General features: G+C 65.4%; 24 protein-coding genes and 1 tRNA gene. 7 read left to right on the top strand and 18 right to left on the bottom strand.

The genetic code is table 11. The features are described from left to right. The first annotated feature begins 52 nt into the window (after positions 1-52). Positions 53-667, top strand: a complete 615-nt coding sequence (locus ACQY5B_RS08505) for a response regulator transcription factor (RefSeq protein WP_305968474.1) — start codon at positions 53-55, stop codon at positions 665-667. 521 nt (positions 668-1,188) lie between these two features. On the opposite strand, the gene ACQY5B_RS08500 is transcribed toward ACQY5B_RS08505, so the two are convergent. The 11 genes from ACQY5B_RS08500 to iscR form a co-directional block, all read right to left on the bottom strand. Continuing rightward, positions 1,189-1,265, bottom strand: a tRNA-Arg gene (locus ACQY5B_RS08500). 60 nt (positions 1,266-1,325) lie between these two features. After that, positions 1,326-2,336 (bottom strand): methyltransferase family protein, encoded by a 1,011-nt coding sequence (locus tag ACQY5B_RS08495; RefSeq protein ID WP_420325606.1) that lies wholly within the window; start codon positions 2,334-2,336, stop codon positions 1,326-1,328. 114 nt (positions 2,337-2,450) lie between these two features. Next, on the bottom strand, positions 2,451-3,671 hold the full coding sequence (locus tag ACQY5B_RS08490) for a cysteine desulfurase (RefSeq protein WP_420325607.1): 1,221 nt from the start codon (positions 3,669-3,671) through the stop codon (positions 2,451-2,453). Continuing rightward, positions 3,664-4,248, bottom strand: coding sequence for a YIP1 family protein (locus ACQY5B_RS08485; RefSeq protein WP_420325608.1), 585 nt, complete (start codon positions 4,246-4,248; stop codon positions 3,664-3,666). Before ACQY5B_RS08485 ends, ACQY5B_RS08490 begins: the two co-directional genes overlap by 8 nt. Then, entirely contained in the window at positions 4,245-4,745 is a 501-nt protein-coding gene (locus ACQY5B_RS08480; protein WP_420325609.1) for a YIP1 family protein, read from the bottom strand. Before ACQY5B_RS08480 ends, ACQY5B_RS08485 begins: the two co-directional genes overlap by 4 nt. Positions 4,746-4,748: 3 nt before the next feature. After that, positions 4,749-6,026, bottom strand: coding sequence for a Fe-S cluster assembly protein SufD (gene sufD, locus ACQY5B_RS08475; RefSeq protein WP_420325610.1), 1,278 nt, complete (start codon positions 6,024-6,026; stop codon positions 4,749-4,751). After that, positions 6,026-6,781 (bottom strand): Fe-S cluster assembly ATPase SufC, encoded by a 756-nt coding sequence (gene sufC / locus ACQY5B_RS08470; RefSeq protein ID WP_305968497.1) that lies wholly within the window; start codon positions 6,779-6,781, stop codon positions 6,026-6,028. The genes sufD and sufC overlap by 1 nt, the downstream gene beginning before the upstream one ends. Positions 6,782-6,920: 139 nt before the next feature. Continuing rightward, positions 6,921-7,130 carry a hypothetical protein gene (locus tag ACQY5B_RS08465; protein WP_420325611.1) on the bottom strand — a complete coding sequence of 70 codons (210 nt, stop codon included), beginning with the start codon at positions 7,128-7,130 and terminating at the stop codon, positions 6,921-6,923. Further along, positions 7,127-8,659: a Fe-S cluster assembly protein SufB gene (gene sufB / locus ACQY5B_RS08460; RefSeq protein ID WP_305968499.1), complete on the bottom strand. Its 1,533-nt coding sequence runs from the start codon at positions 8,657-8,659 to the stop codon at positions 7,127-7,129. Before sufB ends, ACQY5B_RS08465 begins: the two co-directional genes overlap by 4 nt. A gap of 15 nt (positions 8,660-8,674) precedes the next feature. Beyond that, positions 8,675-9,724, bottom strand: a complete 1,050-nt coding sequence (locus ACQY5B_RS08455; RefSeq protein WP_420325612.1) for a cysteine desulfurase family protein — start codon at positions 9,722-9,724, stop codon at positions 8,675-8,677. Between the two features lie 141 nt (positions 9,725-9,865). Then, complete coding sequence (gene iscR, locus ACQY5B_RS08450; RefSeq protein WP_305968501.1) at positions 9,866-10,333, bottom strand: Fe-S cluster assembly transcriptional regulator IscR; 468 nt, start codon at positions 10,331-10,333, stop codon at positions 9,866-9,868. Positions 10,334-10,518: 185 nt separating this feature from the next. Here iscR and ACQY5B_RS08445 point away from each other — a divergent pair, with 185 nt between their 5' ends. Together ACQY5B_RS08445 and ACQY5B_RS08440 are read left to right on the top strand one after the other, a co-directional pair. Then, positions 10,519-11,172 carry an alpha/beta hydrolase gene (locus ACQY5B_RS08445; protein ID WP_420325613.1) on the top strand — a complete coding sequence of 218 codons (654 nt, stop codon included), beginning with the start codon at positions 10,519-10,521 and terminating at the stop codon, positions 11,170-11,172. A 12-nt stretch (positions 11,173-11,184) separates the two neighbouring features. After that, positions 11,185-11,466 carry a hypothetical protein gene (locus tag ACQY5B_RS08440; protein WP_420325614.1) on the top strand — a complete coding sequence of 94 codons (282 nt, stop codon included), beginning with the start codon at positions 11,185-11,187 and terminating at the stop codon, positions 11,464-11,466. Between the two features lie 177 nt (positions 11,467-11,643). Here ACQY5B_RS08440 and ACQY5B_RS08435 read toward each other — a convergent pair whose 3' ends face one another. The 6 genes from ACQY5B_RS08435 to ACQY5B_RS08410 all read right to left on the bottom strand — a co-directional run bounded on the left by ACQY5B_RS08435 (position 11,644) and on the right by ACQY5B_RS08410 (position 20,060). Beyond that, positions 11,644-12,060 carry a DUF1801 domain-containing protein gene (locus ACQY5B_RS08435; protein WP_420325615.1) on the bottom strand — a complete coding sequence of 139 codons (417 nt, stop codon included), beginning with the start codon at positions 12,058-12,060 and terminating at the stop codon, positions 11,644-11,646. A 21-nt stretch (positions 12,061-12,081) separates the two neighbouring features. Beyond that, positions 12,082-13,476, bottom strand: coding sequence for a dihydrolipoyl dehydrogenase (gene lpdA, locus ACQY5B_RS08430; protein ID WP_420325616.1), 1,395 nt, complete (start codon positions 13,474-13,476; stop codon positions 12,082-12,084). A gap of 71 nt (positions 13,477-13,547) precedes the next feature. After that, positions 13,548-14,129: a DUF924 family protein gene (locus ACQY5B_RS08425; RefSeq protein WP_420325617.1), complete on the bottom strand. Its 582-nt coding sequence runs from the start codon at positions 14,127-14,129 to the stop codon at positions 13,548-13,550. A gap of 99 nt (positions 14,130-14,228) precedes the next feature. Then, the gene (locus ACQY5B_RS08420) at positions 14,229-15,512 is read right to left on the bottom strand and encodes an MFS transporter (protein ID WP_371931740.1); all 1,284 of its coding nucleotides are present in this window, start codon (positions 15,510-15,512) and stop codon (positions 14,229-14,231) included. Positions 15,513-15,693: 181 nt separating this feature from the next. Continuing rightward, positions 15,694-16,749 carry a tRNA preQ1(34) S-adenosylmethionine ribosyltransferase-isomerase QueA gene (gene queA, locus ACQY5B_RS08415; RefSeq protein ID WP_305968506.1) on the bottom strand — a complete coding sequence of 352 codons (1,056 nt, stop codon included), beginning with the start codon at positions 16,747-16,749 and terminating at the stop codon, positions 15,694-15,696. Between the two features lie 17 nt (positions 16,750-16,766). Next, complete coding sequence (locus ACQY5B_RS08410) at positions 16,767-20,060, bottom strand: YhdP family protein (RefSeq protein WP_420325618.1); 3,294 nt, start codon at positions 20,058-20,060, stop codon at positions 16,767-16,769. A gap of 80 nt (positions 20,061-20,140) precedes the next feature. On the opposite strand from ACQY5B_RS08410, the gene ACQY5B_RS08405 reads away from it, so the two are divergent. The 4 genes from ACQY5B_RS08405 (at position 20,141) to ACQY5B_RS08390 (ending at position 23,488) form a co-directional block, all read left to right on the top strand. Further along, on the top strand, positions 20,141-20,602 hold the full coding sequence (locus ACQY5B_RS08405) for a peroxiredoxin (RefSeq protein ID WP_305968508.1): 462 nt from the start codon (positions 20,141-20,143) through the stop codon (positions 20,600-20,602). Positions 20,603-20,693: 91 nt separating this feature from the next. After that, a complete protein-coding gene (locus tag ACQY5B_RS08400; RefSeq protein ID WP_420325619.1) occupies positions 20,694-21,518 on the top strand; it encodes a ferritin-like domain-containing protein in 825 nt (274 codons plus the stop codon). Positions 21,519-21,681: 163 nt separating this feature from the next. Next, the gene (locus ACQY5B_RS08395) at positions 21,682-22,989 is read left to right on the top strand and encodes a M23 family metallopeptidase (protein ID WP_305968510.1); all 1,308 of its coding nucleotides are present in this window, start codon (positions 21,682-21,684) and stop codon (positions 22,987-22,989) included. Further along, positions 22,979-23,488: a bactofilin family protein gene (locus ACQY5B_RS08390; RefSeq protein WP_305968511.1), complete on the top strand. Its 510-nt coding sequence runs from the start codon at positions 22,979-22,981 to the stop codon at positions 23,486-23,488. Before ACQY5B_RS08395 ends, ACQY5B_RS08390 begins: the two co-directional genes overlap by 11 nt. Before the next feature lie 111 nt (positions 23,489-23,599). Here ACQY5B_RS08390 and ACQY5B_RS08385 read toward each other — a convergent pair whose 3' ends face one another. Next, positions 23,600-23,869 carry a hypothetical protein gene (locus ACQY5B_RS08385; RefSeq protein WP_420325620.1) on the bottom strand — a complete coding sequence of 90 codons (270 nt, stop codon included), beginning with the start codon at positions 23,867-23,869 and terminating at the stop codon, positions 23,600-23,602. Positions 23,870-23,871: the final 2 nt, after the last annotated feature.

Here is a 23,871-nt window from a genome sequence, read left to right as displayed (position 1 = left end):
CGCATGGCCATGTGGGGCTTTATGGCAGTGCAGAAAGCTGTAGGGTGATGTAATGCGAATTCTGATTGCCGACGACCACGACCTCTTGCGCGACACGCTCGTCGCCTTTCTGGGGGCAACCGACGGGTTTCAGGTCGGCACAGCGGCCAGCTATGCAGAGGCCGTTACGCGCATCCGGGAGGATGAGCGTTACGACCTGGTGCTGCTGGATTACAAGATGCCCGGCATGGCGGGCCTGGACTCCCTGCGCGAGGCGCTGACGATTGACGGCGGGCAACGCGTGGCGCTGATTTCGGGCGAAGCCACGCGCGAGATTGCCGAGCAGGCATTGGAAATGGGGGCCGCCGGTTTCGTCCCCAAGACCCTGCCAGCGAAATCGCTGGTCAACGCGATCCGGTTCATGGCGATGGGTGAGAAATATGCACCGATCGACTTCATGACCGCCCAAGAAGAAGAAACGGCGCATCCCCTGACAGAGAAACTGACGCCGCGGGAAATGGACGTGCTGAACGGTCTGAGCGGTGGCAAGTCGAACAAGGAAATCGCACGCGATCTTGGATTGACGGAACCCACCGTCAAACTCCACATGAAGACGCTTTACCGCAAGTTGGGTGTGAACAACCGCACGCAGGCCGCCATCGCGGCCCGGGACGCAGGGTTGTTCTAGCCCGCATGACCCGCGCAGGGTCGTGGCAGCTTCAACACCTTGCAGATGACAGCCGCGGGGCTGAAAAACCTCCCGATGCCCGGAACGCTATCCGTCGCGACAGGCGAACCGCGGCTCTCCGCCCGCCCAGCGGTCATGGCGGCGTGCAACGGACAAGTCTCCGCTCACAGGAGACAACTGCCATAGCCGTTCAGCGCTCGTTCACACCCTGCCACCAGCGCATACCCGAGATGACCCCTACCCCGCTGCGGAGGTTGTTGTTCCTGCGTCTGGTCTTCCTCGGCCAGGCGTCCTCGCGTGCGGGTTCGGCTTTCGCCTCCAACGCTGTGAGCCGTCACGGAAACCCGCAAGAGGCGTCTCCGCGCAGCTCGGATCCTCGAAGATGCAACCGACAGTCGCGGACTGGAGCGTCGCGCGTCAGGCTTGCCCAAGATCCGGCCGGTCGATCAGACCGCCTGCATCCACGTCGAGATTGCCAGCACAAAACCGCGACAGGTCCACTCTGTACTGAAAAAGTGAGATGGCGCACCCGAAAGGATTCGAACCTTTGGCCTCTGCCTTCGGAGGGCAGCGCTCTATCCAGCTGAGCTACGGGTGCTTCGCGGGTGTCTATACCCGGTCGCCCGCACCGCCGCAATGGGGTGCGGGCGCAAAAGCGTCAGGGTTTTTTGGCCTGCGCCAGCATCGTCATTTCGGGGATCATCGTGCCCACGATCACCTCCTCGAAGCCCGCCGCCGCAAGCGCCCCCTCGAGCCAGCCCGCATCGAGCGAGCGTGCCTCGGGCGTGAAGGCCGTGTGCTGCAACTGCCAAAGCGCGGCAAGGCCCGGGCCGGTGCGGTCCTCCTTGACGATGAAATCATGGATCAGCACCACGCCGCCGGGATTGAGCACCTTGAAGGCCTGCGCGATCAGCCCGGCATGGGTTTCCCCGGGGACGCCGGAAAAGAGGTAGGACATCAGCACCACGTCCTGCCCCTCGGGCCAGGGCGTTTCCAGCGCATTGCCGTTCAGATAGGCGATCCGGTCCGACAGGCCCGCCTTTTCGACGTAGCCGCGTCCCAGCGCCGCGACATTTGGAAACTCCAGCACCGTGGCCGTCAGATCGGGGTTCTTCTGGCACAGGGTGATGTCGAAGGCCGCCGTGCCACCGCCCACGTCCAGCATCTTTTTCTTGCCGGACAGGTCCAGTGAACGGGCCAGCTGCCGCGCCGGGCCAAGCGACCCGGCGTGCTGGCTTTCGGAATAGAGCTTTGCCTCTTCAGGGTCCGAGAACCAGTCGGCATAGGACGCGGTGTCCTCATCGCTCATCTCGCCGGACAGCGCGCCTTCCAGTTGCTCCATCAGCGGGTACATCTGCTTGCCCACCTGCAGGCGCAGGTAATCCGAGAAATCGTATTTCGCCCCCTGGACCAGGAAAGCCTCGGCCGCGGGTGCGTTGGAAAAGCGCCCCTCTTCGACCGCGACCAGCCCCATGCCCGCAAGCGCCGTGAGCAGCGTCATCGCACGGTCCTCGTGCATCTCGGCGGCGGCGGCCAGTTCCCCGGCCGTCATGGCGCCCTTGGCGAGATGGGTAAAGACCTCGAGCTCGAGCGCGGCGAAAAGCGCCTTCGAGCCCATGAATCCAAATGCGATCTGCGAAATCTCGTCGGCTTCGGTCAAAAGGGGCATGCGGGTCTCCGGAGTTGTTGCATCCCCTGCAACCTGCCAAGACCCGCCCCGGAATTGAACCGCCTGCCGCGAAAATAACCCGTTCCGCTGCGGCACCGCCCCTTTTTGGGGCGTTCAGCCGAACAATTCGTGCGCCAGTTCCAGCGCATCGACCAGCGCGTCGATCTCGCCCTCGGTGTTGTAGAGGCCCATCGAGGCGCGGCAGGTGGCCGTCACGCCCAGGTGATCCATCAGCGGCCCGGCACAGTGATGGCCCGCGCGCACCGCCACGCCCTTCTTGTCGAGGATGGTGGAAATGTCATGCGCATGCCCTGCCCCCTCCATCGTGAAGGAGAAGATCGCCGCCTTGTCCGGTGTCGTGCCCTGCACACTGAGCCAGTTCAGCCCACCCAGTTTCGACACGGCGTAATCCCGCAGGCGCGCTTCATGGGCGGCGATGTTCTCCATCCCCAGGCCCATCATGTAGTCCAGCGCCACACCCAGCCCGATTTGCTGCACGATTCCGGGCGTGCCGGCCTCGAACTTCATCGGCGGCTCATTCCAAGTGACCTCGTCCTTGTGGACCTCGCGGATCATGTCGCCGCCGCCCAGGAAGGGGCGCATCTCGTCCATGCGGGCACGCTTGATCCAGATCGCCCCGGATGCGGAAGGACCGTATAGCTTGTGCCCGGTGATGGCGTAGAAATCGCAGCCCAGTTCCTCGACGTTGACGGGCGTGTGGACCGCCGCCTGAGAGCCATCGACCAGCACCGGCACGCCCTTGGCCCGCGCGCCATCACAGATCGCCTTCACATCCACCACGGTGCCCAGCACGTTCGACAGATGGGTGACGGCGACCAGCTTTGTCTTCGGTCCGATGGCATCCACCACCTTCTGCGGGTCGAGATAGCCGGTACTGTCCACGTCCACCCACTTGATCTTGACGCCCTGCCGCTCGCGCAGGAAATGCCAGGGCACGATGTTGGCATGGTGTTCCATCACCGACAGGACGATCTCGTCCCCCGCCTCCATCTGCGGCATGGCCCAGCCATAGGCGACAAGGTTGATCCCCATCGTCGTGCCGGTGGTATAGACGATCTCCTCGGGGTCCTTGGCACCGAGAAAGCGGGCCACGGTCTCGCGCACGCCCTCGTATTTCTCGGTCGCCAGGTTGGACAGGTAGTGCAACCCCCGGTGGACGTTGGCGTATTCCTCGGCGTATCCGCGCGTCACCGCGTCGATCACCACCTGCGGTTTCTGCGCCGAGGCACCGTTGTCCAGGTAGACCAGCGGCTTGCCGTTCACCTCGCGCGAGAGGATCGGAAAATCGGCGCGGATCGCCTCGATATCATACATTGTCCAACATCCCTTCCGGTGTGACCCCGGCCAGGGTCAGTATCAGCGAGACCGCAAAGGCCATCGCAAGCATGCCCAATACCAAGACGGCCAGAGCACGCAAGAGGCTGCGCAGTTCGTGCGCCTCGTCGAGGAAATTCACCGCGATCCAGACGCCAAGCGCGGTCGCAGCCATCGTCACCAGCCCAGCCAGCGCCAATGACAACGGCACCACCAGCAGCGTCGCCGCCTGCACCAGCACGCGCAGCCCCTGCATCCAGATCATCAAGAGCGCGACTTCCTCGACCCGCGCGCGCCCGCCGAACAGCCGTCCCATCCAGGTCAGGGCCAGGATCGTCGCCGCCAGCGCCAAGCCCTGCATGACGAGGAAACTGACCGGGCCGCCGATGAAGGCCGGTGCGCCCGTCGGATCCAGCAGGATCGACAGGCCGTAGAGCAGCGCATTCAGCACCACCACCAGCGCGAAGCCTGTAAAAAGCGCCTCGCGGTTGGGGCGGATCGACAAGAGCAGCGCCGCCACCTCGCGCGGGTTCGTGACGCTTTGCAGCGCCAGTTTCAGGAACCCATCAAGTGTCACGCCGGTTCCGCCCCAGCGGTCAGGCGCCGCGCCTCACGCAACCCGCTGCTCCAGAACCACAGGAAGGCCGCGAACCACAGGATGCCGACCAGCGTCAGGGCGCCCCCGGGTCCGATGAACCCGGCCACGAGGCCATTGAGCAGCGCCAGCGGCGAGGCCGCCAAAAGCGCCCAGAACAACGCAAGCCGCGTTCCGTAGCCGTCGATCGAACGGCCCAGGGCACGCGCGACCAGCTGGCTCAGCCCTGCGATCAGGTAGAAGATCAGCGGCAGGAAGATCAGCGTCGCCAGCAACGCCCCGCCAAGCGCCGGTTGCAGTTCCGTGTCCTCGAGATGCGCCTCGCGGGCGAGGCGCGGCCATTGCGCGACGAACATCACGCCGCAGGCCCCCATCAGGTAGGCCAGCGCGCGCGGCTCGTGCGCCCCGCGCGCCAGAAGCGCGCGGAACACCCTGCCCGGCCGGCGATAGCTGGCCGCGATATCCGTCGTGACGCTCACGGCTCAGCCGCGCCGCCGCGCCAGCCAACCAGCGACGCGCTCCACTAGGTCCTCTTGCAGGCTTTCGTCCTCGACCTCCTGCACCGCCTCGGCGATGAAGGCGATGGTCAGCAGGTCCTCGGCGGTGCCGCGCGGCACCCCGCGCGCGCGCAGGTAGAACAGCCCGTCCTCGTCGATCGCGCCGCTGGTGGAGCCATGCGAACAGGCCACGTCATCGGCGTAGATTTCGAGTTCAGGCTTGGCGAGGAACTGGCTGTCCTCGTCCAGCAGCAGCGACTGGCTGATCTGATAACCGTCGGTCTTCTGCGCGTCGGGTTTCACCAGGATCTTGCCCTGGAAGACGCCGGTCGCACCGTTGCGCAGCACCTTCTTGAACACCTGGCGGCTTTCGCAGTTCACCGCGTCATGGGTGACAAAAACCGTATCGTCATGATGGAAATCGCCGTCGCCCATGCAGGCGCCCGCGACATGCGCTACACCATCGTCGCCGGTGAATTCCACGACCACCTCATTCCGGGTCATGGCGCCGTTAACAGAGAGCGTGAAGCTCTTGAAAACGCTTTCTTTCTCCAATCGGGCAAAGACATGCGTGGCGGCGCGGCGCTCGTGGTCGCGGCCCTGTGCACGGACGTGATGCAGGCGCGCGCCCGCGGCCAGATCGACCTCCATGCACTTGTTGAAGCGCGCGGCGGCGGGGCCGTTCTCCAGGATCGTCGCCTCGGCGCCTGCGTCCACCTTGATCACATGGTGCAGGATCGCGTCGGAGCTGTCCGAGACGTGGCGGTAGATCAGACTGATCGGCTTCGACGGTTTGCCGGTCACATGGATCAGCAGCCCGTCGGTGGCGAAAGCGGTGTTCAGCGCGGCCAGCGGACGCGCCACCGGTTCCTGCCCCCGCGCCTCAAGAGTGCCGTACAACTCCTTGGCCCAATGGATATCTTTCGCCTCGGCCAAGCGATCGATCGTGACGCCTTCAAGGCTCAGGTCGTCCGACTCCTCGGCCGAAAAGACACCGTCGACAAAGACCAGTTTCAACCGGTCCCGGCTGTCGAAAAGCGGCGCCTCGCCGGTTTCCAGCACCCGCGCGGCGGGCGCTTCGGCGCTGACCAGCGTGTCGGGCCGGGTGAACTTCCAGTATTCGTCGCGCGCATTGGGCAGGCCCATGGCCCGCACCCGCGCCAGCGCCTCGCGCCGCGCGGGCTCTGCCCAGCCGCCCTCGGGCAGGCTGAGCGCCGCGATACGCGCCTCTGTAACGTCCTGTTTCGCCTGCGGCAAAGCCATTACGCCACCTCCGACATGATGTCGGCATACCCGTTCTGCTCGACCTCGAGGGCCAGCTCGGGGCCGCCGGTCTTGATGATGCGGCCATTGGCCATGATGTGCACCACGTCCGGCTTGATGTGGTCCAGAAGCCGCTGGTAGTGCGTGATCACCAGAAAGCCCCGGCCCTCGTCACGCAGCGCGTTCACGCCGTCGGCGACCAGCTTCATGGCGTCTACATCGAGGCCCGAGTCGGTCTCGTCCAGGATGCACATCTTGGGTTCCAGCATGGCCATCTGCAGGATCTCGTTACGTTTTTTCTCACCGCCCGAGAACCCGACGTTGACCGGACGCTTGAGCATCTCGGCGTCGATCTTCAGCTCCTTGGCCCGGGCGCGGATCACCTTGAGGAAATCGGCCGAGGACATTTCCTCTTCGCCGCGCGCCTTGCGCTGCGCGTTTACCGCGGTGCGCAGGAAGGTCATGTTGCCGACGCCGGGGATCTCGACCGGGTACTGAAACGCCAGGAACAGGCCGGCGGCGGCGCGTTCCTCGACGTCCATGTCCAGCAGGTCCTCGCCCAGCAGCGTGGCCGACCCGTCCGTCACCTCGTAGCCATCGCGGCCCGACAGGACGTAGGACAGGGTCGATTTGCCCGAGCCGTTCGGCCCCATGATCGCATGCACCTTTCCCGCCTCGACCTCCAGGTCGACGCCCTTGAGGATCTGCTTGTCCTCTTCTTCAAGTTTGACGTGCAGGTTCTTGATTTCCAGCATTTTCTTTCCTTTCACTCGACCTGGCATCACAGGATCTGACGATCTGGACCGCGGTGCCATTGGCCGGCTCCATCAGCAAGTTGTTGAATATTTCAGAATCCGGATCGACGCCCGCATATGCGTTCCCCCGGGGCGCCCATCACATCCACCAGCCACAGATCTGCGGCAGAAAGAGAGGTGTCACACAGCGCCGGACCTCCAGCGCGCTCCAGACATCCAGTCCGGGCAAGAGCGGCGGGTCAAAGCGGGGACCGGCGGCCAGCGCCGGTTCCTGCCAGCCGACACCGCTGACCAACATCATGATGCCGGCCAGCAGCAGAACGGCCTTGCCCGCGCCGCGCAGGCTCACCCCACCGATCCTTCGAGCGAGATGGCGACAAGCTGTTGCGCTTCCATCGCGAATTCCATCGGCAGCGCCTGCAGCACGTCGCGGCAGAACCCATTGACCACCAGCGCCACGGCCTCTTCCTCGTCCATGCCGCGCTGGCGGCAATAGAAGAGCTGGTCGTCGTCCACCTTGGATGTCGTCGCCTCGTGCTCCACCCGGCTCGAGTTGTTCTTGACCTCGATGTAGGGCACCGTGTGCGCCCCGCACTTGTCGCCGATCAGCAGAGAGTCACACTGGGTGTAGTTGCGCGAGTTCTTTGCCTTGGGGTGCATCGACACCAGCCCGCGATAGGTGTTCTGCGCCACGCCAGCCGAAATCCCCTTGGACACGATGCGCGAGCGCGTGTCTTTGCCGAGGTGGATCATCTTGGTGCCGGTATCGGCCTGCTGATGGTTGTTGGTGATGGCGATCGAGTAGAACTCGCCCTGGCTCTCGTTGCCGCGCAGGATGCAGGACGGGTATTTCCAGGTCACGGCAGAGCCGGTTTCCACCTGCGTCCACATGACCTTGGCCCGGTCGCCCCGGCAATCGGCGCGCTTGGTGACAAAGTTGTAGATGCCGCCCTTGCCGTTCTCGTCGCCCGGGAACCAGTTCTGCACCGTGGAATATTTCACCTCGGCGTCTTCCTCGACCACGATCTCCACCACGGCTGCGTGCAGCTGCGCGGTGTCGCGCTGCGGCGCGGTGCAGCCTTCGAGGTAGCTGACATAGCTGCCCTTGTCGGCGATAATCAGCGTGCGCTCGAACTGGCCCGTGTTCTCCGCGTTGATGCGGAAATAGGTCGACAGTTCCATCGGGCAGCGCACGCCAGGCGGAACGTAAACGAACGACCCGTCAGAGAAGACGGCGCTGTTCAGCGTCGCGTAGAAGTTGTCCGAGACCGGCACGACCGAACCGAGGTATTTCTTGACCAGCTCCGGATGCTCGCGGATCGCCTCGGAGATCGAGCAGAAGATCACGCCCGCCTTCTTCAGCTCTGCCTGGAAGGTCGTACCCACGGAAACGGAATCGAACACCGCGTCCACGGCGACCTTGCGGTCGCTGTTGCGGCCCTCCGCCGGCATCGCCTCGGCGCCTTCGACGCCGGCCAGGATCATCTGCTCCTTCAGCGGGATCCCCAATTTTTCATAGGTTTCCAGCAGCTTGGGATCGACCTCGTCCAACGACTTGGGCTTTTCCGTCATCGACTTGGGCCGAGCGTAGTAATACTGCTCCTGGAAATCGATTTCCGGGTATTCGACCATCGCCCAGTCCGGCTCTTCCTTCTGCAGCCAGCGTTCGTAGGCCTGCAGGCGCCAGTCGGTCATCCACTGGGGTTCGTCGTTCTTTTCCGAGATCAACCGCACGATGTCCGGCGTCAGCCCCTTTGGGGCGTATTCCATCTCGATGTCGGTTTCCCAGCCGTGCTTGTAGGTGCCGACGGATTTGACGGCATCCACCGTCTCCTGGTCGACACCCTCTTTTACCGTCACGTCTTCAAAAGCCGCCATCGGGTTCCCTTCCTTTCACGCGGCCCGTGCCCGGTGCCGCTGGTACTTGTCGATCCATGCCGCGCAGAACCGCGTCACGTCTTCTTCGGTGGTCTGCAGACCCAGGCTCACCCTTATGGCGCCGCCCGAGGTCGCGTCGTCGTATCCCATCGCCTCCAGCACCCGGCTGCGGCGGACCTTGCCGCTGGAACAGGCCGATCCGGCGCTTACGGCAAATCCCGCCAGGTCCATCTGCATCACCTGTGTTTCCCCCTTCCACCCGGGGGTCGCGAAACAGGAGGTATTCGGCAAACGGGGCGAATCTTTCCCGACAAAAATAGTTACGTCGGAAGAAGCCTCAAGAGATTCTTCTAGAATGTTTCTAAGTTTTTCGACACGGCCCCAGGCTCCGGACGCCACGTCACGCCCTGCCGCCTCTGCCGCCGCCCCGAATCCGGCAATGCCGATGACATTCTCGGTGCCGCTCCGCCGGCCCATTTCCTGCCCGCCGCCGCGCAGGATCGGCCGCGGATCGTCGCGGGTGAAATTGATCAGGGCGCCCACGCCCTTCGGCCCGCCGATCTTGTGCGCCGAAAGGATCATGTAGGACGGCTTGCCGCCCGCCGGGTAAAGCACGGGCATCTTGCCCGCCATCTGGGTGATGTCGCAGATCACCGCCTGCCCCTCGCGGTTCGCCACCACGGCCCGGTCGGGCTGCATGACCCCGGTTTCGCTGTTGGCGGCGGAAATGGCCACCAGGCCCGCGTCCATCTCGCCCTCGCTCCAGGCCAGGAGGCAGTCATGTTCCGTCGGCAGCGCCGCAAATCGCCCGCCGTGCCGGTCCTTCTGGGCCACCGCCAGCGCGGCCGCCTCGGTCGCCGAGCCGGTAAAGACCACCTGGCTGGCCATGCACCCCACCAGGTCCGCCACCTGCGCCCGGGCCGCCTCGACCAGGCCCTTGGCCACGCGCCCCTCCGCATGGACGGACGAGGGGTTTCCGACCACGTCCATGGCACGCAGCATGGCCTCGCGGGCCTCTGCACGCAGCGGCGTCGTCGCATTATGATCCAGGTAGACCCGGCTCATGACATCTCCCACAGGGCGGCCGCCCCCGGTTTCTTTGGGCCAAGAATACTCCGGGGGAGCCCCGGCCCGCCGGGGCGGGGGCAGAGCCCCCACGGGCGGCGCAAGCCGCCTTCACCGGCGCGCCGCAGGCGCTCCGCCGGATCACGCCTTTTCATCATCGACCACGGAAAAGATCGAGGGCACCGCCGGACAAGGCGCAAGCGTGTTGTCCACCACGTCCGACAGCCGCGTCTGGTGGAGGAAGACGTAGACATGGGCCGACAGGCTCTGCCACAGGCGGTTCGTCAGCGACTGCGCCCGACTGCCGGACAGCGCGCCCGAGGCGCCCGCCCCCTTGTGCATCGCATCCACGGTTTCATCCACGGCGGCCAGAACGTCGACCACGCGGATTTCGGTCGCTGGGCGCGACAGGCGATAGCCGCCCCCGGGACCGCGCACCGACTCGACAAGGCCCGCCCGCCGCAGCTTGACGAACAACTGTTCAAGATAGGGCAAGGAAACGTCCTGCCGGCGCGAGATATCCCCCAGCGTCACCAGGTCCCCGGCGGGCTGAAGCGCGATATCCGCCAGGGCGACCATCGCATAGCGTCCCTTTGTGCTCAGTTTCACGGCGTTTACGCCCCCACGTGCCGCGGCAATTGACCTTGACCGCCACATTGCCTATCTGCTTCGCAGCCCGGATCACGCCCGAACTGATTTAGAACACTTCTAAAGAAGCTGCGTGTTTTGGTCAAGAATTTCAGGCACGCCGCGGTCTCGCGCCCGTCGCCATTGTGAAGGAGCTGTTCCGCCCTATGCCCGAGGTCATCTTTCCCGGACCCGAAGGCCGTCTCGAAGGCCGCTACCACCCGCAAAAAGACCGTGATGCGCCGATCGCCATCGTTCTGCATCCCCACCCCCAGTTCGGCGGGACGATGAACAACAAGGTTGTCTACAACCTGCATTACGCCTTCTACAACATGGGCTTTACCGTGCTGCGGTTCAATTTCCGCGGCGTGGGCCGGTCCCAGGGCGAATACGACCAGGGCGTGGGCGAACTTTCCGACGCCGCCTCGGCGCTCGATTACCTGCAGTCGATGAACCAGAACTCGAAACACTGCTGGGTCGCGGGCTTTTCCTTCGGCGCCTGGATCGGGATGCAGTTGTTGATGCGCCGCCCCGAGATCACCGGCTTCGTCTCGGTTTCGCCGCCCGCGAACATGTATGATTTCTCGTTCCTGGCACCCTGCCCGTCGTCGGGCCTGATCATCAACGGCGCCGCCGACCGCGTCGCCCCGCCCGCCGATACGCGCGCGCTGGTGTCGAAGCTGCACGAGCAGAAGGGCATCTCGATCACCCATGAAGAGGTCGAGGGCTCCGGCCACTTCTTCGAGGATCCGCATATGGAGACGCTGATGGACAGTGTCTCGACCTATGTGAAACGCCGCCTGACCGAGAACACCCGCTGAACGGAGGCCCCCATGTCCGTCGTCGATGACCTCGCAGACAAGCTTGCCCGCGACACGATCAAGGCGATGGACGCCCTGGGGGATGAAAACCTGCCCGAACAGGTGGCCAGTGTATTGGGCGCCTCTTCGCCCTCCTCCGAAGAGATCTTTCGCGCCGCGATCCGCATCCGCCTGGCAGAGCGGCGGGCGCGGAATTTCCTGAACGACCACGTCCAGAAGGCGCTGGAGGCGAAGAAGCGCGGCGAAGAGGTGCCCGAGGCGCGCGCGCCCGGATCCGACAACGAGAACCTCTGACAGAAGATCACCTGAAATCCCTGAAAATCAGGGGCTTGCGCCACGATCCTCACCTTTTTCTGAAGACCCCACCGTCCGGACCGGGGCTCTGCCCCGGACTCCGGAGGTATTTTAGGCCCAAAGAAACAAGGGGGGTCCGGCACCCGGTCCGGCGCATCGGAACCGCTCAACGCGGCATCAACTCGGCGAGATGTCCCAGCGAGAGCCGAGATCGGCCAGCCCGGCGCGGATCAACTCTGACAGGACATCCAGGTCGATCCTGGACAGCGCGCCGAGGTAGAGGCAGGACTTGCCCAGCCGATGCGGCCCCAGCCGCGACAGGATCTCCTGGAAATCCGCGTAGCCGGGCATGATATAGACCACCATGTTGGCCTTGCGCGGGGCAAACCCGGTGGCAAGGCTCTGGCCGGAATGCCCGCTGGCATAGGTGTAATCGTAGCGCCCGTAGCCCAGAATGGACGTCCCCCAGAGCACCGGCTGCCAACCCGTCACCTCGCGGAACAGCGCATCCAGAACGCGCGCATCCTCGCGGCGCCGGGCCGGTTCGACCGTGTCCAGGAACGCCGCCACCGAGGCATCCGAAGGCTGTGTCATCCGGTCCGCCATGATCTCACCTCAGAAATGGATCGCCCGGCCCCAGGCATCCAGAACGGATTCATGCATCATCTCGCTCAGCGTCGGATGCGGAAAGACCGTCTGCATCAGGTCCGCCTCGGTCGTTTCCAGTTGGCGGCCGACGATATAGCCCTGGATCAGTTCCGTGACCTCGGCGCCAACCATATGCGCCCCGAGCAGTTCCCCCGTCTGCGCATCGAACACCGTCTTGACCAGCCCCTCCGGCTCTCCCAGCGCGATGGCCTTGCCGTTGCCGATGAAGGGGAAGCGTCCGACCTTGATGTCATAGCCTTTGTCCTTGGCCTGCGCCTCGGTCAAGCCGACGCTGGCCACCTGCGGCTGGCAATAGGTGCACCCTGCGATGCTGTCCGGATCGACCGCGTGCGGGTGCTGCCCGGCGATCAGTTCCGCCACCATGACGCCCTCGTGGCTCGCCTTGTGCGCCAGCCAGGGCGCGCCCGCCACGTCACCGATGGCATAAAGCCCCTCGACCCCGGTGCGGCAGTAGGGATCGGTCACGATATGGCTCTTCTCGACCCGGACCCCCAGTTCCTCCAGCCCCAGTTCCTCCACGTTGCCGACAATGCCGACAGCCGAAATCACCGTATCCACGGAGATTTTTGACTTATCCCCATTTCTGTCCACATGGGCGACAACCGTGCCCTTGCCGCGTTCCAGCTTTTCGACCTTCGCCCCTTCGAGAATGGTCATGCCCTGTTTCTCGAACTGCTTCTTGGCGAAGGCCGCGATCTCGGCATCTTCGACCGGCAGGATGCGGTCCATGACCTCGACCACCGTCACCTCGGCGCCCAGCGTCTGGTAGAAACTGGCGAACTCGATGCCGATGGCGCCCGACCCGATCACCAGAAGTTTCTTCGGCATGTGCGGCGGGACCAGTGCGTGCTTGTAGGTCCAGACCTGTGTGCCGTCCGCCTCCAGCCCCGGCAATTCGCGGGCCCGCGCGCCGGTGGCCAGCACCACGCTGCCCGCCTCCAGCACCTCCTCGCCCTTGTCGGTGGTGACATGCACCCGGCCCGGCCCGTCCAGCCGCGCGGTGCCCATCAGGGTCGTCACCTTGTTCTTTTTCAGAAGATGGCCGACGCCGGAGTTCAGCTGTTTCGCCACCCCGCGCGAGCGTTTCACCACCGCGTCGAGGTCATAGGACAGGCCCTCGGCCTTCAAGCCGAATTCCTGCGCACGGTGCATCAGGTGGAACACCTCGGCAGAGCGCAACATGGCCTTGGTCGGGATGCAGCCCCAGTTCAGGCAGATGCCCCCCATGTGTTCGCGTTCGACCACGGCGACGCTCAATCCCAGCTGCGCGCCGCGGATCGCCGCGACATAGCCGCCGGGGCCCGCGCCGATCACCACCATGTCAAAGCGTTTCGCGCCCATGCCGTTCCTCCCCTGCAGGCCATTGCAAAGGAGGCTAGCCGCTCACCGGACCAAGGGCAATCGGGTGGCGATCAGGCCGCCACGCCCGACTGGAAGTCCCGCAGGGTCGCGCCATAGCCGCCCTGGTCGAGAAAGGCCTGCTCTGGCGGGTTCGTCCGCCGCGACAGAGCCTCGTTCCGATAGGGAAACCGGCCAAAGCGGCGGATCACCTCGCGGTGCACGCGGGCGTGCAGCAGGTTGTTCTCGGCGTCGGGCATGCGTTCCTTGAACAGGCGCACGCAGCGGTCCTGATCACACAGGTTTTCCGAATGCATCAGCGGCAAGTAGAAGAACTGCCGCGCCGGTGGATCGATCTTGAGGTCCCAGCCGCGATGGATCGCCTGTTTTGCCGCCGCACGGCCGACCTCGTCCGAGGCAAAGGCACGCGCGTCATCGCGAAACATGTTCCGCGGAAACTGGTCGGCCAACAGGATGTAGGCCAGCGCCCCGGACGGATAGGTCAGCCACAGCCCATAGCGCCCTTCCATCAGTCCTTCCCAGGCCGCGCCGAACCGCTCGGTGATCGCCGCATCCAGCGCGTCATCCTTTGCGTACCAGCCCTTGGGGCCGACCTCGTCAAGCCAGAAGGCCAGTATACTCTCGGGGGTGCTCATCTGTTTCTCCTTTGTCACCCTGATCTCATCCTGCCACGAAATTATATTGCGCGAGGAATCACCGGCACCCAAATCACGAATTCTGACAGGTTCTGACAGTCATTGTGCGCCGGCTTCGTCGTCCTCTTGCTGACCGATGAAGTATTCCTGCGCCACCTCGACGGCGACCGGGGTCGATGAGGGCATGACCGGGGCATAGGCGCCGGTATCCTCGACCGAGGGCGCGGCCCGCTGCGTCATGCGGTAGAGCGCGTAGAGCGAGATCAGCGCCAGCAGCGCGAAGATCAGCATGAAGAAGGCTTCCGGCCCGGCGACTTCCATGACCCAGCCGATGATCAGCGGCCCGGCGATGGCGCCCAGCCCGTTGACAAAGAGCAACCCGGCAGAGGCGCTGGCCATGTCCTCGGGCTGGAGAAAGTCGTTGGTATAGGCGATCAGCAGCGAATAGAGCGGGTTGGAACAACCGCCAATGACAAAGGCCGCGGCCACCAGCACCGCGAAGGCCCCGCCCGATACGGCGGCCAGGATCGCGGCCCCGGCACCGCCCGCGGCCACCAGCATGATCAGCCAGCGCCGGTCGACCCGGTCAGACACCCAGCCCAGCGGATACTGCAGCACGACCGCGCCGACGTAGAAGGAGGCCACGAAGATCGAGATCTGGCTGAGCGTCAGCCCGGCCTCTGTCGCATAGACTGCGGCCATGCCGAATTGCGCCGCAAAGACACCGCCGAGGAAGAACATGCCCACCATGCCCAACGGCGAAACGCCGTAAAGCTCCCGCAGGGTCATCGGCTTGGAGGAGTCGAAGGCCGGGGTCGGCGAGATCGACAGCAGGATCGGCGCAAAGGAGATCGAGACCAGCACCGAAGGGATCACGAAGAGCAGGAACCCGCTCGCATCCGGGACCACCAGCAGGGCCTGGCTGACGATGATGCCGGCCATCTGCACGATCATGTAGGCGGACAGGGTCTGACCGCGGGTTTCATTGTCCGCGGCATTGTTCAGCCAGCTTTCGGCGGTCACGTAGACTCCGCAAAAGCAGAACCCCAGAACCAGCCGCCCGAAAGTCCAGGCAATCGGGTCCTGCACCGCCGGAAACAGGATCAGCACCGCCGAGACGAAGCTCCCCAGCGCGGCAAAGACCCGCACGTGCCCGACACGCCGGATCATTCCCGGAACGGTCCGCGAGGCCAGCAGGAACCCGGCGAAATAGCCCGCCATGACAATCGACATGGTGCCGGCGGAGAAACCCGCCGCCGCGCCGCGCACACCCAGCAAGGAGCCCTGCAGCCCGTTGCCGATCATCAGGAGCAACATGCCCAGGAGCAGCGCCCAGGAATTTTTCAGCACATGGATCAACGGTTTGCCCTTTCTCTTCGGCATACTGCAAAACGGCGCACCACTGCCGGATGGCCATTGGCGACGCCCTGCCCGATTCTGTGTCGCAGGGGAACCAAAAGCGTCATCGCTTGGCGAATTGCTGCGACTTTTCCCGGCAGGCTCACGGCACGCGGTTTCCTGCCGCGACCGCTCTGTGACCGATGCGGAACGCCCGCGCGGCGCCTCAGCCCGCGGGCGGGATCAAAAGCGAGGCATCCCCGTAGGAAAAGAAACGGTACTCGGTCTCGACCGCATGGGCATAGATCGCCCGGATGCGTTCCGGTCCCATCAGCGCCGAGACCAGCATCATCAGCGTCGATTTGGGCAGGTGGAAATTCGTCATCAGCGCGTCGGTCACGTTGAAGGTGAAACCGGGATAGATGAAGATGTCCGTCACGCCCCGGAACGGCGCGATCTCGCCGCCCCTTGCGGCCGTCTCGATCAGGCGCAGCGCGGTGGTGCCGACGGGTATGATCCGCCCGCCCGCGGCGCGGGTGGCGGCGATCTCGGCGGCGGCCTCTTCGCTGACCTCACCCCATTCGCCGTGCATCCTGTGGGTGGTCACGTCCTCGACCTTGACCGGCAGGAAGGTGCCCGCCCCCACATGCAGGGTGACATGGGTGAAGGCCACGCCCATGTCACGCAGTTGCGCCAGCAGCGCGTCGTCGAAATGCAGCGATGCGGTGGGTGCGGCAACCGCGCCCGAATGCCGGGCCCAGACCGTCTGATAGTCTTCGCGGTCCTGCGCGTCGGCGGGGCGTTTGGCAGCGATGTAGGGCGGCAGCGGCATGGCGCCCGCGGCGTTCAGCGCGGCGTCGAAATCATCCCCCTCGAGGTTGAAGCGCAGCAGGCCCTGCCCTTCGTCACGCGCCTCAAGAGTTGCGCTCAAGGTATTGGAAAAGATGATTTCCTCACCGTCGCGCACCTTTTTCAGCGGCTTGATCAGCGCCGCCCATGTGCCGCCGGCGCGCGGCTCCAGCAGCGTGACCTCGATCCTTGCCTCGGTCTCTCCGGCGTCGGACATGCGCCGCCGGACCCCTTGCAGCCGCGCCGGGATCACCCGCGTGTCGTTCAGAACCAGGCGGTCGCCCGGGCGCAGCCAGTCCACCAGGTCGGTGACATGCGCATCGGTGATCGCATCGCCCTCGGCCACCAGCAGCCGGGCCGAGGTGCGCGGGCGCGCGGGCCGCGTGGCGATCAGCCCATCCGGCAGATCGAAATCGAAATCGCTGAGCTTCATGAGGCAACCCGTTGGAATCACTGTGACAGCTTGGGCGGAGGCCGGCGGAAGATGTCACGGAACATGCCCGGGGTGAAGGCCGAAAGCGGGTTGACCGCAACACGCGGGTTATCGACCGAGCCACGCAGGTTGAAGTTGAAGCCGATCAGCCCCTCGCCCCGGCGCGAGAAGATCTGGCCGATGCCGTTGATCAGGTAGATCGGCGACAGCACACCTTGCAGATCCATGCGCCCGGTGGCGAGGTCGTAATACCCGTCCAGCGAGATCCCCATCGAGGGGCCGACCGCGCTTGACCGGCTGATGATGACCCGGCTGGGCGTCAGCCGAAACCGCGCCTCGACATCGGTAAAGAAGATCCCCGGCCCGTTGAGTTGATCCAGCACCCCGACCACGCTGACCGCGTCCAGCAGGGCGGCGATGGCGGGGGCCTTGCGCAGGCGGGTTTCCTCGATCCGCATGAGACCGTCGTAGCTGCCCGGTTGGCCCCGGACCGGCGCGATATCCAGTTGAAAGGTGCCGTCGCGCACGGTCTTGAGAAGCCCGGCCGCCCGCAGGACGTCGCCTGCGTCCTCTCCGGTGACGCGGAAGGCAGTGCCGCCCCGCTGCGGCACGGCAAGCCCCTTGACCAGCGTGCGCCCGCCCAGTTGCGCGTCGAACCGCCCGTTCAGCCCGCGCGTCGTGTCGAAATCGGCACGGAAGTCCTCGAAGACGATGCTGTCGGTCAGGCGCAGGCTGTCCAGCGTCAGGGTCAGAGGCGCGCCGCCCCCAGGCCCCCCGTCACCGTTCCCCGCCGCACCGGAACTGGAGGTGAAGGGCGCGCGCCGCATGTCCACGCTGCCAGATCCGACCTCTATCGCCGGCATCGCCCCGGCACCGCGCCCGCGCAGGCGCCCGCTGACGTCCAGCCAGTCGCCCACCGTCAGGCGCGCCAGTTCCAGCCGGTCAAAGCCGCCCTGCGCCGTCAGCAGCACGCGGCCCTCGGCCTCCAGCCCGGCGCCCTGCAACTCCAGCCGCTCGATGGTCGGCACCTCGCCCAGCAGGCCGGCGACGAAAAAACGACCGCGTTCGCCGGGTGCCATGTCCCAGCCCAGTTGCGGCATTGACAGGCCCATCCCCGCCAGGTCGCTGGTCAGCGAAAAGCGCGCCGGGGCACCGCGTGGCATGTCGATGCGCAACTGCCCCTTGCCGCTGCCGCGCACCGTGCCCGGCGGCAGGCCGATCCCCAGCGCCGCAATGCTTTCGGGCGTCAATGTCACCTCGGCGTCGATCTCTCCTCCGGAGCCCGAGAAGGGCCGCGCCCAGCGGCCCGTGGCCGGGATACCATCGACCATGACCGCCCCTTCCAGCGCCACCGCCTTGTTGGTGACGCTCAAGGCCAGCCGGTCGGCGGTCAGAGGCTTGCCCGGGATGGCCGTGGGCGCGTCCACGTCGCGCAACGTGCCTTCGAGGTTCAGCGCCACGTCCTGCAGCGTCAGCCCCCGGACCAGCGGCAGCGCGATCCGCCCGGACACCCGCGCCCGCCCGCTGGCCATGTCGACGGTCCGGTCGGCCTTGTCGATCAGCCGCCAGGCCTCGTTGTTGAGATACGAGAGCGCGGCGGTGATGCTGCCCCGCGCCTGCAGGCGCACCTCGCCGGTCGCGGGTTTGACGCGCAGATCGCCGATGACGAACTCGGACCCGCCCAGGTCGATCGGCCCATGCCCGGCATCGGTGGTGCCCGCCTCCAGCCGCAGGCCAAGCCGCCCGTCGTAGATCGTCACCCGGCCTGCGGCGTCACTCAGGCCCGGCATCCGCGGGTTGAAGGTGGCCAGCCCCTCGGAAAAGGCGAAGTCGATATAGGTCTTGGGCTGGTCCGCGCCGGGTTCGGCGCGCAGCGCGAACTGCACGTCCTCGATGCGTCCGCCGTGCACGTTGTTCACGACCCAGCGGCGGGTGCCCGGATGCAGCTCCTCGGGCCAGAAGCCCAGAACCTGCTCCGGCGTCGTCTTCTCTATCTGCGTGTCCAGCGCCAGCCGCCATCCCTCGGCCTGCGCCGAAAGCTGGCCCGAGGCGCGCAATGGATAGGTCGGATCGGTCAGGCGCAGCTCACCCAGCGTGACCTCGAAAGGATCGAGCCGCACCTTGAAGGCGGCCTCGGCCCCCGACAGGCTCATCTCGCGGTCCAGCAGCGCGCCCTTGGCAAGCGCCATGTCGCTCAGGGTGAACTGCCCGGTCAGCCCCTGCGGCCAGCCGGTCTCGATCCCGTTCAGCCGTGCGGTCCCCGCCGCCGTCACCTTGCCCAGCGGAGAGGCCAGGCGAATGCGCTGGAACCGCAAAAGCCCCTCTGCGGGCGTGTAGGTAAAGGCGGTCTCGGCGCTGTCGAAGGGCAGCGCGCGGGTGGCCGCGGTGGGCTGCAACGCGCCCTTGCCGATCCGCAGCGAGGCCTCCAGCGGATTCAGCGCGCCGCTTTCATCGAGGCCCGAGCGCAACGCGCCCGAGATCGGCGCATCCAGTTCCTCGAGCCAGGCCAATGCCGGGCTTTGCGTGGCGATATCGCGCGCGGCAAGCCCGTGCAGGATGATACCGAAATCCAGGCTCTGCTGGCCGATGGGGCTTTGTGCCTCGACCTCGACGGTGGCCACGCCGTCGCCGCCTGACAGCAGCGCCACATCGCCGGACAGGGCAAGCCGACCGTCTTCGCGCGCCAGCCGCAGCCGCCCGCCATCGGCGGTCCATCCGCGCCGCGCGCGCTGGTCCTCGAAGCGCAGGGTCAGCGCGTCCGCCTCGAAGGAGGTGAGTCCCGCCAGCCGCGGATCCTCCATGACCGTGTCGATGCGAGCGATGATCTGCCCGATGTCGGGCATTTCGGAACTGGCGGCAAAGGCATCGCCCAACGACAGGCCCAGCCGCCCGTCCGCATCGCGCCGCAGGGTGACGAAGGCGCCGGAGACCTGTGCCTCGCGCAGGTCGACCTGCCCATTCAGCAGAGCGGCGGGCGACAGGCCCGCCTCGATGTCCGAAAGCTGCGCCACCGTCGCGCCATCGAGATTGCGGATTTCCACGTCCCAGAGGATCACCCGGGCCAGGCCGCTGCGCTGGACCAGCAGGCTCATGCGGCCGAAATCGACCTCGATTCCCGGCAGGCTTTCGGCAATCCGTGTCTCGATCCGCTCACGGACCCAGTCGGGCGCATCCACCGGTCGGCCGACCATCGCATATCCCGCCACACCCAGCGCCGCCAAAAGCGCCACCAGGACGTAGAGAACCCGCCGCCCGCGTCTGCGCCGGCGGGGCGGCGCGGATTTTTCCTGATTTCCGGCCTGTCTGCTCACTGGAAGCCCGCGCCCATTGTCTTACTCTCCTGGCAGAGCTTTATGGCACATCATACCGCAACGCACCAAAGGAGACACCCATGTCCGACACCGCGCTGAGCACAGCCCCCGATTTCACACTGCCCTCGACCTCGGGCGAGGTCTCGCTCTCGGCCCTGAAAGGCGCACCGGTGGTTCTGTTCTTCTACCCGCGCGACGACACCTCGGGCTGCACCAAGGAAAACGAAGCCTTTACCGCGCTTCTGCCGGAGTTCGAGGCACTGGGCGTGAAGGTCTACGGCGTATCCAAGGATTCGCTCGCCAGCCATGAGAAGTTCATGGCCAAGAAAGCGCTGACCGTGCCGCTGATCTCGGACGAAGGATCGGACATGTGCGAGAAATACGGCGTCTGGAAGGAAAAGAAGATGTACGGCAAGACCTTCATGGGCATCGAACGGTCCACCTTCCTGATCGATGCCGAGGGCCGCATCGCGCAGGAATGGCGCAAGGTGAAGGTCCCCGGCCATGCCGAGGCGGTGCTTGAGGCGGCCAAGGCCCTGTAATCCCGGCACCTGCGCCCGGGACTTGCGTCATGGGGGCTCTGCCCCCATACCCCCGGAGGTATTTTCCGAGAGAAGAAGACAGGGGCGCCTCATGATGAGCCTTTGCGAGATGGCGGTAGACGTTCTGACCACCGCGGACGGACGGCGGAAAACCGCCAAGTCGCGGGCCTATGCGGCGCAGTGGTTCGCGGCGCGCGCCGCGGGCGAGGAAATCCCGCTGGGCCGGGCGGCGCCACCGCTGCGGCCCGCGCGGCCCGATGCGCCCGAGCTGCTGGATCCGCGCGAGGTGCCCAAGCGCAAGCCCGGCAGCCCGCAGGGGCGGATCGCCCTGTTGCATGCCGTCGCCCATATCGAGCTGAACGCCGTCGACCTGCACTGGGACATCATCCCGCGCTTTGCCGGAACGCCGATGCCTGCCGGGTTCTACGACGACTGGGTCAAGGCCGCGGACGAGGAGAGCAAGCACTTCAACCTGATGTGCGACTGCCTGGAAGAGCTGGGCAGCCATTATGGCGCCCTGCCCGCCCATGCGGGCATGTGGCGCGCCGCCGAAGACACCGTCGAGGATTTCATGGGCCGGCTGGCGGTTGTGCCCATGGTGCTGGAAGCGCGCGGGCTGGACGTGACGCCGGGCATGATCGAAATCTTCCGCAAGGCCGGGATGGACAGCGCGGTGGCGGCGCTGGAGACGATCTATGCCGAGGAGGTGAGCCATGTGGCCTATGGCTCGAAGTGGTTCCATTTCCTTTGTGGCCGGCATGACGCGGACCCGAAAACCGTGTTTCACGAGTTGGTGAGGACGTACTTCAAAGGCGCGTTGAAGCCGCCCTTCAACGAGGAAAAACGCGCCGAGGCCGGGTTGCCGCCGGATTTCTACTGGCCCCTTGCCGAAGATATCCCCAACCGAACTCGTTGAATCGGCGGATTTTTGCCATTTCGGCCCCTTCCCGCCGGTGCGACCGAATCGCAGGGCCAAAAATCTTGCGGTTGCGTGAAAGGCTGGGGTAAGCCCGACGACAGGGTGCCGCGAAGTGGGGACTATGCGCGCCTTGATTGGGACGGGACTAGGGGACAGTCAGGTGAGATCACGTCTGACCATCAGACTTCACGCGCTTGTAGAGCGCTTCTTTCCGGAACGCAGGCTCTTTCTGAGGTCCGACAGCGACACGCGCTTTATCCGGCTGAGATCGGAAACGCAGGCGGTCGGTGTTGTCGGGCTGACCTTGCTTGTGGGCTGGAGCATCGTCGCCACCTCGATCCTGTTGATGGATTCGATCGGCGCCGGGAACTTTCGCGACCAGGCCAAGCGTGACCAGCTGACCTATCAGCAGCGCCTGAACGCCCTGTCGGCCGAGCGCGACGCGCGCGCCGCCGAGGCGCTGGCCGCGCAGGATCGCTTTGCCGCCGCGCTGAAACAGATCTCGGTCATGCAGACCGAACTGCTGAATTCCGAGGCGCAGCGCCGCGAGTTGGAAACCGGGATCGACGTGATCCAGGCCACGCTGCGCGAGGTGATGAAGTCGCGCGAAGAAGCGACCGCCCGATTGGCCGAGCTGGAAAGCGACCTCAAGGGCGAGGTCGCCCTGGCCCGCGCCAGCGGCGACGACGCCACCGTCAAGCTGCTGAACGAGGCGCTGACCCGCGTCGCCGAGGAACGCGACCAGGTGATCGCCGACGCCCAGGCGGCGCTGATCCGCGCCGCAGAGATGCAGGCCGAGATCGAGATCCTCGAGGACAAGAACGACCGCATCTTCCGCCAGCTGGAAGAGGCGATGACCGTCTCCGTCATGCCGCTGGACAAGATGTTCGAAAAGGCCGGCATGGACCCCGACCGCATCCTGAACGAGGTCCGCAAGGGCTATTCCGGCCAGGGCGGCCCGATGACACCTCTGAGCTTTTCGACCAAGGGCGACGCCACCTCCCCCGAAACGCTGCGCGCCAACCGTATCCTGAACCAGATGGACCGGTTGAACCTCTACCGGATCGCCGCCCAGAAGGCGCCTTTCGCCTCGCCGCTCAAGGACAGTTTCCGCTTTACCAGCGGCTTCGGCTATCGGTGGGGCCGGTTGCACGCGGGCACGGATTTCGCGGCGCCGCACGGCACGCCGATCTATTCTACCGCCGACGGCGTGGTGATCCACGCCGGCTGGCAGTCGGGCTATGGACGGCTGGTCAAGATCCAGCATGAATTCGGCATCGAGACGCGCTACGCGCACATGTCCAAAATCCGCGTGAAGGAGGGTCAAAGGGTCTCGCGCGGGGATCGGATCGGTGATATGGGGAACACCGGTCGGTCGACCGGGACTCATCTCCACTACGAAGTCCGAGTCGGCGGCAAACCCGTCAATCCGATGATCTATATCAAGGCTGCGAAAGATGTTTTCTAAGAGCAAGATCAATGAGCCCGGCCACAAGGCCGACGATACGTCGAAACCGGCCATGCCCGAGCCCTCGAAAGCCTCCGGTCAGGAGTACAAGCCCGCAGCCACGCCCAAGGCAAAGCCGCCGGCCTCGTCGCTGTCGGCCGATCTGCACGTGACGGGCAACATCAAGACAACCGGCGACATCCAGGTCGAAGGCACGGTCGAGGGGGACATTCGCGCCCACGTCCTGACCATCGGCGAAAGCGCCACCATCAAGGGCGAAGTTGTTGCCGACGACGTGGTGGTGAACGGCCGCATCGTGGGCCGCGTGCGTGGCCTCAAGGTCCGCCTGACCGCCACCGCCCGTGTCGAGGGCGACATCATCCACAAGACGATCGCGATCGAATCCGGCGCCCATTTCGAAGGCTCGGTGCAGCGCCAGGACGATCCGCTGAACGGTGGCAAGCGCCAGCAGCCGGCGCCCCAGGCTCCCGCAGCGGCCCCGGCGACCAGCAACGACTGATCACGACGCTCTTGATCTCAGGACGTGAAAAGGCCCCGCCATTGGCGGGGCCTCTTGTTTTCGTGGCAGGGAGTTTCGCCGCGCGGGTTCACCGGAAGCGATCCTCGCCGGTCAGCCGCCCTTCTTCTTTTGCTGGGTCTGCTGCTGCTGGTATTGCTGTTCGGTCCGTTCGCGGTTGCGATTGCGGTTCGCGCCGCTGACGTCCGGGCTGACCGGGCCGACGACGGTGCCATCGTCCAGCACATAGTTGCCATCCACGATCGTCCCGCCGACCACGTTGCCGTACTTGTCGAACTCGACCGGCACATGGACCGGCTCGGGCTGGGTGCAGGCGGCAGCCAGGGCAAGCATCCCGCTGGCTGCGACGGCTTTGAGTTTCATTG

This window comes from Antarctobacter sp., from assembly GCF_965277915.1.
GTDB lineage: Bacteria > Pseudomonadota > Alphaproteobacteria > Rhodobacterales > Rhodobacteraceae > Antarctobacter.
The sequence above is the reverse complement of the archived record's forward strand: the minus strand, read 5'-3'. Positions and strand labels throughout refer to the sequence as shown.

Bases quoted from the DNA above. Each gene is read 5' to 3' on its own strand.
- sufC (WP_305968497.1), bottom strand. From the start codon at position 6,781: ATGCTGGAAATCAAGAACCTGCACGTCAAACTTGAAGAAGAGGACAAG.
- ACQY5B_RS08425 (WP_420325617.1), bottom strand. From the start codon at position 14,129: ATGAGCACCCCCGAGAGTATACTGGCCTTCTGGCTTGACGAGGTCGGC.
- ACQY5B_RS08420 (WP_371931740.1), bottom strand. From the start codon at position 15,512: ATGCCGAAGAGAAAGGGCAAACCGTTGATCCATGTGCTGAAAAATTCC.
- ACQY5B_RS08440 (WP_420325614.1), top strand. From the start codon at position 11,185: ATGTCCGTCGTCGATGACCTCGCAGACAAGCTTGCCCGCGACACGATC.
- ACQY5B_RS08390 (WP_305968511.1), top strand. From the start codon at position 22,979: ATGTTTTCTAAGAGCAAGATCAATGAGCCCGGCCACAAGGCCGACGAT.
- ACQY5B_RS08405 (WP_305968508.1), top strand. From the start codon at position 20,141: ATGTCCGACACCGCGCTGAGCACAGCCCCCGATTTCACACTGCCCTCG.
- queA (WP_305968506.1), bottom strand. From the start codon at position 16,749: ATGAAGCTCAGCGATTTCGATTTCGATCTGCCGGATGGGCTGATCGCC.
- ACQY5B_RS08455 (WP_420325612.1), bottom strand. From the start codon at position 9,724: ATGAGCCGGGTCTACCTGGATCATAATGCGACGACGCCGCTGCGTGCA.
- ACQY5B_RS08385 (WP_420325620.1), bottom strand. From the start codon at position 23,869: ATGAAACTCAAAGCCGTCGCAGCCAGCGGGATGCTTGCCCTGGCTGCC.
- ACQY5B_RS08505 (WP_305968474.1), top strand. From the start codon at position 53: ATGCGAATTCTGATTGCCGACGACCACGACCTCTTGCGCGACACGCTC.
- ACQY5B_RS08435 (WP_420325615.1), bottom strand. From the start codon at position 12,060: ATGACACAGCCTTCGGATGCCTCGGTGGCGGCGTTCCTGGACACGGTC.
- ACQY5B_RS08445 (WP_420325613.1), top strand. From the start codon at position 10,519: ATGCCCGAGGTCATCTTTCCCGGACCCGAAGGCCGTCTCGAAGGCCGC.
- ACQY5B_RS08400 (WP_420325619.1), top strand. From the start codon at position 20,694: ATGATGAGCCTTTGCGAGATGGCGGTAGACGTTCTGACCACCGCGGAC.
- sufB (WP_305968499.1), bottom strand. From the start codon at position 8,659: ATGGCGGCTTTTGAAGACGTGACGGTAAAAGAGGGTGTCGACCAGGAG.
- sufD (WP_420325610.1), bottom strand. From the start codon at position 6,026: ATGGCTTTGCCGCAGGCGAAACAGGACGTTACAGAGGCGCGTATCGCG.
- ACQY5B_RS08495 (WP_420325606.1), bottom strand. From the start codon at position 2,336: ATGCCCCTTTTGACCGAAGCCGACGAGATTTCGCAGATCGCATTTGGA.
- lpdA (WP_420325616.1), bottom strand. From the start codon at position 13,476: ATGGGCGCGAAACGCTTTGACATGGTGGTGATCGGCGCGGGCCCCGGC.
- ACQY5B_RS08490 (WP_420325607.1), bottom strand. From the start codon at position 3,671: ATGTATGATATCGAGGCGATCCGCGCCGATTTTCCGATCCTCTCGCGC.